The following is a 12,371-nucleotide window of genomic DNA, read 5'->3' as shown; positions in this document are numbered from 1 at the left end:
GTTATTTAGAGCTATTCATTATGTTTTATCCGCTAGCTACTAGCAGTTTCCATTTATCGTGACACTCACCATTTCCTCTGTTAACCTTCTCAAAACACTTTGATGGTCTTCTCTAATAGCACACTTATTTTAAATACGACAGAAAATAGCAGTCATTGCCATTTGGATTATTTTCAGATCCTATTAAAATCATGTTCATCTAGATCTAACTATAAACATTGAATTAGATTGGTTCATAGAAAAAATTTAACCACATCGTCTTATGGGCGCCCACAAGAGTTATCAACTTTGCACTAAACCAACTCGTTCCCCTTCTCTTCCAACTAAAGTGTCTTTGCTTTCGTTTTACAAAAATACGCAGTATGAGAGAAAAACAGCCTAACAAAAATGCGATTAAAAAACACTTTATTTATAAAAATATAAATACAAAAGTGATTTTAAAACAATTAATATTGTTTTGTTTTTGTTATTAAATGAGGAACTTGCTAATTCATTACATACTTTAATTAATTTTATCAATCATTACTACTTACGAATGCACCTTCTCTTAGAAAAATCATTTAAAGAAAGACATCTCCTTTATATCAGACTGACTGCTGTCATTCACGATTTTATAAAGAATAAAACAAAAATAAAATTTTTTGTTAAAAAACCACTGTTTTTATTATATATCTATCAGACTATCATTTATTTAACTTTTACAAAAAAAGTTATTTTATATGTCACAAAATAACATTTTTAGGAACGTATCTTTCAAAAAAATAAAGGTAGTGTGTTGCGAAATGAATATCTGGCAAATGATTGATGACTTATTGAAAAAATATTATCTGACGAATGATAAAGATATCTTAGATTTAATCATTTTGGATTTAGACCCTTATATAAAATCTTGTGCGCATCGTTTTGTGTTCAAAGCACAATCTAACGGAGTATTTATTCCTTTTGAAGACTTCTACAGTAACCTTTGTTTAGCAATTTGGGAAGGCATTGAAGATTTCAAGAGTATCACAGGCTCCACGTTTAAAAATGTTACGTTGCGAAGGATTTATATTGCTGAAAAGAAGACTTGGAAACAATATAAAAAATCCGGAAGCAAGGTCTTCAATAAAGATGGGATTACTTATGACGTGACAAGATGGGAAAACATCGAATCGCTACATCATTCTAAAAATTGCACAGTTAAAAGTGCAGAACGTTCGATCGAGGAAAAACTTCTAATAGAAAATTTTAAAAAACAGGACTTTTTTAGAGGTACCTTCATCGAACTGCTTTATCACGGTTATTCTTGTAAAGAAATTTGTCTCCTTTTAGGAATCAGTAAGACTTACGATGCAAAAACCAGAAAAAAATGTCAACGAATCAAAGAATCATTCTTGAAATATATTGCCTAATCACTATGTTTTTCTTTCCCTATTCATCTACTTTGAAAAATAGTAAAGCATTTCAATGGTATGTCTATCGTCAATGTGGATCACATCTGATTATGTTTCCTACTTTGAGTGTTATCGTTATCTCGCATAGAGAGTGCAAAACAACGAAACATTTGATATGTTCTAATCATTTTTCTAAAAATTTTTAGCTGGTTTCAACTTTTTGATTATGTAAAAGTAAGTGATACACCTATTAGGCGTAATAAAAATTTTCAATCTTTTCACTAATACAATAATAATGAGAGCTAGTTTCACTTTGTATCTGTCTGTTTTGAGCAATGACCCTCTTGCCTAGTCTTCTCTATTATATTTTTCATTTACGGTCTAACTATACTTGACCTTTGAATAGCTGTTTTAGCATTTGTCAAAAAATGCCGAAGGGACTGGGACAAAACTTGTCTCAATCTCCTTCGGCTAATTTTTTCGGAAAGGATCCTGTTAATCACAACTATTTTTCCTTATTTATTATTGACCATTCAGCACTTGTTTTAAACTAGTTTGGATCAACTGAGTATCTGCTGGATTGTCCAATTCCAATTGGCTAGCTTTGGCGTTTGCGGCAGCAGACGGTGTTTGAACAGATTGTTTCACCTTAGGATCTGTTAACGAGTTGATATATTCAGATTGTTCTTGCCACGCCTGCTTGATTAAACGATAGTATTCATCTGTTTTCTCGCTTTCATTAGCAGTCGTTTCAGTAGTAGTTGAAGAATCCTTTATTTCTTGCACATTTGAATCCTCTGCAGGATTATTTCCCGTCGATTCTACATTACTAATAGGTTGATTCTCTTTTTCCTTGGTAGTACTATTTTGTGAATTTTCTGTAGAAGTCTTGGTGATCTGCGTGGAAGTCTGATCCGTGCTGGAAGAGGTACGATCAACTCCTGAGCTTGAACACCCCGCCAACAATAACAACCCTAAAATAATAAAATAACTATTTTTCATAAAAAACCTCTATTAAACAAACATTTATATTTAATTAAATATAATAAAAAATCACTATCAATAACCAATGAACAATATATCTTATCTAAAATTTAAACTATTATAGCCTTATTGAAAGTACACCTCGTTGTTAATAAAACGTAACTGAATGAGACAAAAATCCTCTCTGCTTTAAATGAACAAAAAAACACTCAAAACAAGTTGTTTGAGCGTTTTTTGGGTTATATAGTTGACTACGGCTAAATCGAAAATAACTCCGTTGCTTCTGAGGGATCGGTATCATAAATATCAAATTCATAACCGACACCTAGATCTTTTTCTTTTAGGACATTCTCCATCGTCAAGTGAGCTAGTTCTTTTAGATTGTTTTCTTTACTCAAGTGACCAAGGTAGATACGTTTGGTACGATCACCAATAACATCTGTCATGACTAAGGCGCCATCTTCATTGGATAAGTGCCCCCGATCACCTAAGATCCGTTGCTTTAAATTCCAAGGATAAGGGCCCATCCGCAACATCTCTAAATCATGGTTACTTTCCATCAAATAGCCATCTGCATTTTTGATGATTCCTCGCATATGATCACTGCAATAACCTGTATCAGTTAACATCACAAATGAACGGTTTTCTTTATGGAAACGATAGAATTGCGGAGCTGCAGCATCGTGAGAAACGCCAAAGCTTTCAATATCTAGATCTCCAAATGTTTGCACCTTCCCCATTTCAAACAAATGCTTTTGTTCAATAGGAACATTCCCAATTAATGGAGACATTGCTTCCCATGTTTTTTCATTGGCAAACACATCTAAATGATATTTCCTTGCAAGTACCCCTACCCCATGAATATGATCTCGATGTTCGTGAGTGACTAAAATTCCGTCTAATTGGTCAGGTGTCCGATCAATTTGAGCCAACAAAGAAGTAATTTTTTTCCCGCTGAGACCAGCATCTACCAAGAGCCTTTTTTTATCACTTTCGATATAAAGTGAATTTCCAGAGCTTCCACTGGCTAGGATACTGATTTTAAAAGCTGGTTTTTCTTCAGCCATTTGACTACTTCCCTTCTTACTTTGTAAACTTTTTTCATTATACTACTTTTTTAATGATCTTCCACCTTTGGAATCGTATTATTTGTTACAATCGTATTACTAAATGCATTGACCGACTCTACTTGGATCGATTTATCAGGCGTTTCTATCGCCACATACCAGACTGGAACATACACATTCTTTTCTCGCACTTTCAAAATACAAGAGTAAGCAAGCTGCCTCCAAAGGATTTTTGAACCTCGAGAAATCTTATTATTTACATACAATGTTTTGATTGCATCTTCTTCTGTGTGTAATTCTGTTTTTTCCCGTAATTGTTCAATATCGGATAAATGTGTCTGCGTGTACTTCGTGACAGCATAACTTTTATCTTGTTTATTCAGTGAAAACACAATTTTAGCTGTATCATCATAAAAAGGTAGACCATCATATTTCTGACTCGCTTGTACTTCGGGCGTTGCGCTGTCTAGATCAGAAAAATTCTTCATATAAACATAATCGCTACCAAAGAGTACATTGTTTTTTTTGTTTAAAAAGCTATTCACTGAACTTCCCATTTTATCAGGATCAAAAATACTATTTTCTGATTCTGTCTCAGATAAAGTTTTTGTTAAAACATTGTCATTGAAAACAATCCCACTACTCAACAGTCCTTTTTTACTTGTCCCATGACGTTGACTGTCCAGTTCCTTACTAAGGTCCGTTTCCTCCGCACTTAAATAATACCCTTGTCTACTTTCTGAAGAGATTTTACCAGTATAAGAAATGTCATCACTAGAAAGTCGTTGTTGAATGGATTCGGTTTGTCCTGATCGGATCACATTATTTTCTTGGCTGATCGTTTCTTGATAACTTCTAAATAAAAAAACATTTAACCCTAAAAAAGCAACGAAAAAAATCCATTCAATTTTTTTGAAATCCATTTAATTCGCCTCCGTTTCAGGTAATCGTCCAAGCAAATCATTGACAGCGTACCATTGACCTTGGTATTTTACATACCACTCAGGTAATAAATCGACGACTCGATTCGTTTCCTTGATATTTTGCCACGTGTAGCCAACAATCAACGACTCGATTTTTTCTTTGTCTGCCCCTTTATCCAAAAGACTCTGGATGACTTTTTCTGTTTGTGGCAATTCAACTTCTTCATCAGATGGAATCGGTACTTGGATCGTATTCAAGCTGGTTTGGATCTTCACTTGTGAATCTACTTGATCCGCTCCAATTTCAATCTCAACTTTCCCTTTACTGTCTGAACCAAATACAGGAAATCCTTCTACAAATATTCGATAATCGATCTGATTGTTCTCTCGATCAAAATAACGCATATTTCCTAATGAATTGCCTAATTTACTAATATATGGAAAACTTTGTGAGAAAATATTCGCTGTGACGTTGTCTTGTCCGATCTCTCCCCGAAAATCAACGATTTGTGTTTCTGAATGAATCCTCATCGTCTCATTTCCATCATAAAAAAGCAGTTCATTGCTCTCATTATTTGTTTTGACCTCATCTGGTTTTTGGAAAAAGGCATTTCTAAACAAAGTATATGGTTGTTGTGACAGGATATAACTATATTTTTTTAATTTGATTTTATCTTTCGTTTCATATTGTGTCTCAACAATCGAAGGCGTTTTTTCCATCTCTGTCCACGTACTATCGGTTGCCTTTAATTCTTTTTCCAACTCTTTCCAATCAACTGAAAGATTCGATTCGTAAATGGAATCCGTCTCAAAATCAAGGAATCGCACTTTGTTCTCATTTTTATCAAACTGGATACGCATAAAGTAAATAGAATCTGTCCGATTAGGAAGCGCTGAAAAATCCAAACTTAGATGAAAAGCTTCTTTATACTCACTAAGTAGTAGCGGCGCATTATAAGTAAGCTCAATGCCTTCTTGAATAGTTTTTAGCTTGTCAAATTTCTCTTTATCGCCATTGACGATTTCTGTTACTCTGCCAAATCGAGCGCCCTCGATGACTGTTTGGAGGCGAGAAACAAGATTTTCACTATTTGTTTCCTTTATTTGTCCTGAATGCAACCAAGTCACATGTAATGGAAGAAAAACTTCAGATGCTTTTCGGTAGTTTTGTGAATCGATCATCTGTGAATTGGATTCGTCAAAATTAACCGAGGTTTTACCTGCTGGACTCAGCCAAATGGCATATGAGAGGTAGATACTTAAAGCAATCATTAGGAGTAATCCTATTCGAATAACTTTTTCAGAAATTTTCATTCCCACCATTCCTCCTCATATGGTTCATATGGCAACGAGATATAGAAGGTTGATCCTTTTCCTTCTTTACTCTCTGCCCAGATTGCGCCACGGTGGGCTTTGACTACTTCTCTAGAGATAGCCAATCCTAACCCCGTTCCACCTTGGGCTCTCGCACGCGCTTTATCCACGCGGTAAAATCGTTCAAATACCCGATTCAAATCTTTTTTAGGAATCCCAAGTCCTTGGTCAGTAATACTTAAAATCACATTATTGTGTGTTTCCAACAAACGACATGTGATCATTCCACCGTCTGGAGAATATTTGATCGCATTATTCATAATATTATCAATCACTTGGATTACTTTATCGGTATCAATCTCTACCCAAAGATCTCTTTGGGTAAATTCCCGTTTAATCGTATAGTTCTTTTCTTGGTTACCCACCATCATATCAAAGCGGTCAAGAACAAAATTGACTAATTCATTAAAATTGACGTACTCTAACTGTAATTGTGTATTTCCTGTATCCATTCGAGAAAGATTCAACAGGTCATTGATCATGCGGATCATTCGATCTGTTTCATCTAACGTTACTTTTAGGAAATTAGGAGCAACTTCTTCATCTTTCCAAGCTCCCTCACTTAAAGCTTCAATATAACTACGCATACTTGTCAACGGTGTGCGTAGTTCATGAGACACGTTCGAGACAAATTCACGACGTTCTCTTTCTGTTTTTTCTTGTTCTGTTACATCATGCAATACGGCTACCAATCCACTAATAAAACCTGATTCTCTGCGGATCATAGAGAAATCTACTCGTAAAATCATTTGGTCGCTTTCCATTAATCCAGTTGAACGATCAAGTACCATTTCATTTGGGTCTTCTAGCAGTTTACGTAATGTATATTCTTCTTCAATATCTAACAAAGTCAAAATCGACTGACCGATTGCATCTTCATTTTTGACATCCAATAAAGAAACAGCCATATCGTTGATCGTAATGACTTTACCTCTTCGATCGGTCGCAATGACACCATCTGTCATATGTGACAGGACGCTATCTAACCGATTCCTTTCCGCTTCCATCGTGTCTTGAGCTTCTTCGATTCTTTCAGCCAGCTGGTTGAATGTATCCGCCAGTTGTCCTAATTCATCTTGTCCATGGACTTTAACTTTACGACTATAATCTCCCCTAGCAATCCTAATCGCTTGCTCTCGCATCTCGCCAATTGGCTGAGTGATCGACCGTGCGACTAAGACTGATACGACCATGGAGATCAGGGCTGCAATCAACGAAGCTGTGAAGAATATAATCGCAGTATTATTGATTTCAGAATATTTTTGCTCAATATTACTTTTGACGTAAAGAGCCCCGATAACGGCATCGCCGGTCGGGGACAGGATCGGTTGAATATTGATATTCACTCGCTTATCGTCACTATCTAATGCGACATACCTTTTTGTTGTGAAATCATTGATATCTACATAATCGTTTTTCTTACCGATTGAGCTTTGATCACTAACATCCGTTGTCCCACGTATAATCCCTTTTTCATCAATAACTCGAATCTCTAAAATGTCACTCGAGGCATTGTTTTCAATGAATCGTTTGATATTGGCATTGACTTCTTCAATGTCTGCGTTGTCTTTACGATTTAATTCGGGACTGATCGTGGTCGCTAAAGATTCAACTGTTTGATTCATATCTTTGATAAATGTATTGATTGTTGAACGCTCTAACCCTCGGATAAAGTAGGCACCAATAATCTCAATCGAAATCAGTAAGATCAAAATAAACGTGATCGCAATTTTGAAATTGACTGATCGAAAAAAGCGCACTTTTCCTTTCATCAATTACTCCTGTTCCTGGTTACGTAAATAGTAACCAACACCTCGCCGTGTCACTAAATAATTAGGATGACTTGGATTATCTTCAATTTTTTCGCGTAGACGTCTCACGGTTACATCTACAGTTCGCACATCACCAAAGTAATCATAGCCCCACACGGTTTGCAGCAAATGCTCTCGTGTCATCACTTGTCCGATGTGTTTTGCTAAGTAAAAAAGCAATTCAAATTCACGATGCGTTAGTTCAATTGTTTCGCCTCGTTTCGTTACCATATAAGCATCCGGATGAATCGTCAGGTCACCAATCACGAGTTCAGAAGGGGCAATTTCTTCTACTTCTTTGGTAGCAGTTGCGCCACGACGAAGATTGGCTTTCACTCGAGCCACTAGTTCACGATTAGAAAAAGGCTTCGTCACGTAATCATCAGCACCTAATTCCAGTCCTAATACCTTATCGATTTCAGAATCTTTTGCAGTCACCATAATGATCGGCATGTCGTAGGTTTTCCGTACTTCACGCGCGACTTCTAAGCCATCCATTTTTGGTAACATCAAATCTAGCAAGATCAAATCAGGTTCCACCTCAGTGACTTTTTCTAAGGCTTCTTCCCCGTCATATGCAGTATAAACATCATAGCCTTCCTTGGCTAAATTGAATTTGACGATATCCGAAATCGGCTTTTCGTCATCGACAACTAAAATCTTTTTCATTAAAGAGCCACCTCTTTTTTATTATTGTCATACTCTCCCATTATAACGTATTTTCCAAGATGTTTCATCTTTGTAAAAAAAGCCTTACAGAAAACATACACTTCTCACTTGAATCCTCATTTTGTTTATCTTTTATTTGTTTTTGGTGACAAAAAATAAACGAATCAAAAAATAGCATTTTTTCGATTCGTTTTACTGATTGATAGGGCTATTTTATTTTTTATAGAAAACGACGGTATTCATCAGTTATCTACAACTTGTACCGCAATTAATTCTTTGACATCTTCAGGATTGCCAGTCGGGATCGAAACAATCGTTGCTTGATCAAGGATTTCTTGTTCCTGCTTTTTCACTGCTGCTTGATCTCTTGGATCACCTTGAAAATGACTCGGAACAGGATAACAAGTGATCGTACCGTTATGATTGCTTGAATAAACAACTAAACTTTGATAACCATATTCTCCTGAAAGAGTGACCGTTTCAGTTGGAAAAGTCAAACTCGTGCTATCATAAGGATTGACTGCTGCTCCAGCAGCTGAATGTGACACATGAAGTTTAAAATTCCCACTGGCTAAATCGGTTTTGTAATGTGTACCCATAACTGCTAACCAGACACGGGCATATTCAATTTGGTCGTTTGTATAGCCACTTAGCGGATCGGGAGTGACCATTGTTTCGGTGGTGCTGCTGATTGTCGTTGATGCGCTCGTTGTTTCATTTTGCGTAGTATTCGTATTTTTCGCGACAGACTGGGAGTTAGTCGTAGTAGATTGGGTTTGTGATGATGCTTGTTTGGCTGAACTTGAAGAGTTAGTCATTGTTTGAGTTTCACTGGATGAAGCAGCCTTTGATTCTTCTGCTTTATTTCCTTTTGTGCCACAACCAACAAGAAGAAAAGCTGAAATAACCATTACAAATCCTACTTTTTTCATTTATACCACCTCTTTTTATTAATAGTTCGTATTATAACATTTTACGCTGCCAAATACATCGCTACTTAAGCTATATAATATTTATCTTTTTTTGTTTAAGTTGTAAGATGTTGATTTTTATCTTTCCTATCGCTCAGAATCATTCTTAGCTAAACGATCAAAAAGAGACTAAGGCAAAACTTGCCTCAGTCTCTTCTAGTATCTAGAAAAACAAATAAATGGTGAAACCAACATCTTCGAAAAATAAGCCGAAATTAACCAATAATTTGGGAAGTGCCAAGTAGATAACAATTAACAGCAAACACTAGTATTTATACTTCTTTTCAATTTTCGAAAATCCCTTCTTATTTCTCGATGCTAAACACTTTTATTTCAACCTCTTCTTTGCTATTTTAAGCTGTTTGACTTTGTTGAATAGCTATTTTTCTGATTACTTTTCTAATACTTGAACCCCGACACCTAACAAACCAGGACCTGTATGAACAACAAGTGCAGGGGATATTTGACCAAAATAGATTTGTTGCGCTTGTGGAAATTCTTCCTTCAATCTCGCCATCATCTCAGTTGCTTCTTCTTTAGCGTCTCCATGCGCAACGGCTAAGTTAAAGACTTTAGCTGTTCCAACTCGTTCTTTCACATAGGAAACAGTTCGATCTAGACTTTTTTTACGTCCTCTTGCTTTGCCCACTGTATAATAAATGCCTTCATCATTACAAGAAATGATTGGATTTAATTTTAAAGCCGTTCCTAATATAGAAGCAACTAATCCAATCCTTCCCCCTTTTTGTAAATATTCAAGGGTTGCCACGTTAAAGAATACTTTGGTCTGTTTGACTAATTCATTGAGCCTTTCAATCAATAATGACCATTCCATTCCTTCTTCTAACCATTTAGCTGCTTGAATTGCTGAAAAGCCTGCTCCGATCCCAATGTTCTTAGTATCTAGTACATACGCTTCCAATTCTTCTTGTTGTTGGGCAATCAACCGAACGATGTTATACGTACCACTTAATCCACTCGAGATTGTTACTGCTAAGATTTTTTCATAGCCGTCCTGTTTGATCTGTTCAAAAATTTTGGTAATTGTTTCGCCATCAGGTAAAGATGTTCCTGGAATCTCTTGAGGTAATCTTTGATAGATTTCCTCCGGAGTAATATCAACTTTATCAGTATATACTCGATCTTTATAAATAATCTTTAATGGAATCACATACATTTGATATTTTTCAATTAGCTCTTGTGGAACGTCTGTCCCAGAGTCTACTAAAATCGCCACTTTATTTTTCATTTTTTTTCTCCTCAATTAAATACTCAGTTTCTAGACTAATCGTTTTTTCTGCCAACAATTTCATCGCAAATGATAAGGTCGCCGATCGAACTGCGATATATTCTACGGGTATCTCTTGCTCCAATATCTGTGGATAGACTTCTCCTTGAGCCAATTGGCTAACCATTTTGATGGCTTTTTCTTGTTCGTGACAAAATAGATTGTAGGCTTCACGGATACCAACCGTTTTCCCTTGAAAGAGGATTCCTTCTTTAATTTCCGGAATCGTTAGAACTTGCTTCAATGATGTAATTGCAATTAAAAATGCAACATGCTCTTTGTTGTATCGTTTTTTGATGGGCGCTGGAACTAGCCCTAATTTCACATAATTATTTACCATTGAAGAGGTCAACAATGGATGTTTCTCACCTCGGATAACAGGAGAAAGATAGCGATCAACTAACGTTCTGACCTGATCCATATAAAGTTCTAAATCAGGAAGTTCATCCCACTGAGGTAAATGATAATTTTCCAGTTCTTTTCCCCATTCAATTAATTGTTGTCGCATTTTTTCCATTACTTGTTCTCCTTTGTTGTTTTTACAAACATCTTATTAGAGTTATTAAAAACATCCAATCTAGTTTTTTTAACTAGGTAATTCAATTATATTAAATTTCTCGAGAAAATAAAACAATTTTACTTGCGAATACCTAAAATAAAACAATCTTTCCCTCCTTAAACAGATACCTTGGTTCTTTGTTTGCTATTTTTTCTTACTTTTCTGATTCCTTAAGACCTACGGATAGTAACTGGCTTACTTCTAAGCTTATTTGAAACCTTCAGTCCATTCGGCATGGTACACTGAATAAGAGTGAATGGAGGGAAATAAAGATGATTCCAACAGATAAATTTTTTCAAGGAGAAAACAAAACCCACCCTTTTTTTGAAGGATGGTATTTTAAACATCAAATCGGAAATAACGTTTATGCTTTCATTCCTGGCTATTCGATTGCGGAAAATGGCGAAAAGTCTCCCTTTATACAAGTAATCAGTCATGAACATTCCGAGATTTTTTATTTTGATAGTGCGCAACTCTTTATCGAAAAAGAACATTTATTCATAAAAATTGGTGAAAATATCTTTAGTGAAAAGGGTATTTCTCTTTCGTTAACCAATGACAATCTGTCGATTCATGGAACGATTGATTATGGCGATTTTACACCTATCCATCGGACCTACTATGCCCCTAGTATCATGGGCCCTTTTTCTTATTTCGCTTTTATGGAATGTTACCATGGGATATTAAGCATGAAACATTCACTACAGGGAGAATTAGTCTGGAATGATCAACCCATTGATTTTGATCAGGGGATTGGTTATGTAGAAAAAGATTGGGGCTCTTCTTTTCCTGCAACTTATGTATGGGCCCAGTGTAATCAATTTGAGACGTCCGATGCTCGTTTTTTCTTTTCTGCAGCAGAAATTCCATTTCTTGGTGGACGTTTTTTGGGAATCATCGCAGTGCTGCAGATCCAGAGCGAAGAATACCGCTTTGCTACTTACTACGGAGCTAAAATTTTATCGATCGTCCAAGAAAAAGACTATTTAGTTATCACGATCAAACAACAACAGCTTAAATTAACACTGGCAGTCCTGCAAAAAGACGGACATCCATTAATGGCGCCTCACAAAGGATTGATGAATCGAGTGATTCGTGAAAAAGCCAGTACAGAAATCTATGTAACGTTACAAAAAAATAATGAAACGCTTTTGGAACAAAAAGGGATCGCAGCAGGATTTGAGGAAGTGGATCATTTGCATGGTTTTACCTACTAAAATAGGAGACCCGCCATTAAAAATGGCGGGAAGGAGTAAAAATGAAAAAGTGTTAGGGTTAGTTCTTTTGCAAGAACTTTTGTTGGTTGGTATGGTTATATCATACTGAGCATTTGTGAATAAACTATGAATGAA

The 12,371-nt window shown here is 35.9% G+C and carries 11 protein-coding genes; 2 read left to right on the top strand and 9 right to left on the bottom strand.

Annotated features, from left to right (window positions below):
• Positions 1-782: 782 nt before the first annotated feature.
• Positions 783-1,391, top strand: a complete 609-nt coding sequence (gene bacL2 / locus AB3H93_RS00880; RefSeq protein WP_368019971.1) for a BacL2 family protein — start codon at positions 783-785, stop codon at positions 1,389-1,391.
• A 504-nt stretch (positions 1,392-1,895) separates the two neighbouring features.
• Here bacL2 and AB3H93_RS00875 read toward each other — a convergent pair.
• From AB3H93_RS00875 to AB3H93_RS00835, 9 genes are all read right to left on the bottom strand, one after another.
• Positions 1,896-2,375, bottom strand: coding sequence for a hypothetical protein (locus AB3H93_RS00875; RefSeq protein WP_096708443.1), 480 nt, complete (start codon positions 2,373-2,375; stop codon positions 1,896-1,898).
• A gap of 239 nt (positions 2,376-2,614) precedes the next feature.
• Positions 2,615-3,424, bottom strand: coding sequence for an MBL fold metallo-hydrolase (locus tag AB3H93_RS00870; protein WP_010720049.1), 810 nt, complete (start codon positions 3,422-3,424; stop codon positions 2,615-2,617).
• A 50-nt stretch (positions 3,425-3,474) separates the two neighbouring features.
• On the bottom strand, positions 3,475-4,347 hold the full coding sequence (locus AB3H93_RS00865; protein WP_010720050.1) for a two-component system regulatory protein YycI: 873 nt from the start codon (positions 4,345-4,347) through the stop codon (positions 3,475-3,477).
• Positions 4,348-5,661 carry a YycH family regulatory protein gene (gene yycH / locus AB3H93_RS00860; protein WP_010720051.1) on the bottom strand — a complete coding sequence of 438 codons (1,314 nt, stop codon included), beginning with the start codon at positions 5,659-5,661 and terminating at the stop codon, positions 4,348-4,350.
• A complete protein-coding gene (gene walK / locus AB3H93_RS00855; protein ID WP_010738440.1) occupies positions 5,658-7,493 on the bottom strand; it encodes a cell wall metabolism sensor histidine kinase WalK in 1,836 nt (611 codons plus the stop codon). Before walK ends, yycH begins: the two co-directional genes overlap by 4 nt.
• A gap of 3 nt (positions 7,494-7,496) precedes the next feature.
• Positions 7,497-8,201 (bottom strand): response regulator YycF, encoded by a 705-nt coding sequence (gene yycF / locus AB3H93_RS00850; protein WP_010720053.1) that lies wholly within the window; start codon positions 8,199-8,201, stop codon positions 7,497-7,499.
• A gap of 242 nt (positions 8,202-8,443) precedes the next feature.
• Positions 8,444-9,133, bottom strand: a complete 690-nt coding sequence (locus AB3H93_RS00845; RefSeq protein WP_053765760.1) for a hypothetical protein — start codon at positions 9,131-9,133, stop codon at positions 8,444-8,446.
• Between the two features lie 430 nt (positions 9,134-9,563).
• Positions 9,564-10,421, bottom strand: a complete 858-nt coding sequence (locus AB3H93_RS00840) for a DegV family protein (RefSeq protein WP_010738442.1) — start codon at positions 10,419-10,421, stop codon at positions 9,564-9,566.
• A complete protein-coding gene (locus AB3H93_RS00835) occupies positions 10,411-10,977 on the bottom strand; it encodes a DUF1836 domain-containing protein (RefSeq protein WP_010720056.1) in 567 nt (188 codons plus the stop codon). Before AB3H93_RS00835 ends, AB3H93_RS00840 begins: the two co-directional genes overlap by 11 nt.
• Positions 10,978-11,291: 314 nt before the next feature.
• Here AB3H93_RS00835 and AB3H93_RS00830 point away from each other — a divergent pair, with 314 nt between their 5' ends.
• Positions 11,292-12,236, top strand: coding sequence for a tocopherol cyclase family protein (locus AB3H93_RS00830; RefSeq protein WP_207432770.1), 945 nt, complete (start codon positions 11,292-11,294; stop codon positions 12,234-12,236).
• The last annotated feature ends 135 nt before the right edge of the window (positions 12,237-12,371 follow it).

The organism is Enterococcus sp. C74, assembly GCF_040887125.1.
Classification (GTDB): Bacteria; Bacillota; Bacilli; order Lactobacillales; family Enterococcaceae; genus Enterococcus_B; species Enterococcus_B hirae.
The sequence above is the reverse complement of the archived record's forward strand: the minus strand, read 5'-3'. Positions and strand labels throughout refer to the sequence as shown.

Excerpts from the sequence above, each read along its gene's own strand:
- bacL2 (WP_368019971.1), top strand. The coding sequence starts at position 783 with ATGAATATCTGGCAAATGATTGATGACTTATTGAAAAAATATTATCTG.
- AB3H93_RS00875 (WP_096708443.1), bottom strand. The coding sequence starts at position 2,375 with ATGAAAAATAGTTATTTTATTATTTTAGGGTTGTTATTGTTGGCGGGG.
- AB3H93_RS00870 (WP_010720049.1), bottom strand. The coding sequence starts at position 3,424 with ATGGCTGAAGAAAAACCAGCTTTTAAAATCAGTATCCTAGCCAGTGGA.
- AB3H93_RS00865 (WP_010720050.1), bottom strand. The coding sequence starts at position 4,347 with ATGGATTTCAAAAAAATTGAATGGATTTTTTTCGTTGCTTTTTTAGGG.
- yycH (WP_010720051.1), bottom strand. The coding sequence starts at position 5,661 with ATGAAAATTTCTGAAAAAGTTATTCGAATAGGATTACTCCTAATGATT.
- walK (WP_010738440.1), bottom strand. The coding sequence starts at position 7,493 with ATGAAAGGAAAAGTGCGCTTTTTTCGATCAGTCAATTTCAAAATTGCG.
- yycF (WP_010720053.1), bottom strand. The coding sequence starts at position 8,201 with ATGAAAAAGATTTTAGTTGTCGATGACGAAAAGCCGATTTCGGATATC.
- AB3H93_RS00845 (WP_053765760.1), bottom strand. The coding sequence starts at position 9,133 with ATGAAAAAAGTAGGATTTGTAATGGTTATTTCAGCTTTTCTTCTTGTT.
- AB3H93_RS00840 (WP_010738442.1), bottom strand. The coding sequence starts at position 10,421 with ATGAAAAATAAAGTGGCGATTTTAGTAGACTCTGGGACAGACGTTCCA.
- AB3H93_RS00835 (WP_010720056.1), bottom strand. The coding sequence starts at position 10,977 with ATGGAAAAAATGCGACAACAATTAATTGAATGGGGAAAAGAACTGGAA.
- AB3H93_RS00830 (WP_207432770.1), top strand. The coding sequence starts at position 11,292 with ATGATTCCAACAGATAAATTTTTTCAAGGAGAAAACAAAACCCACCCT.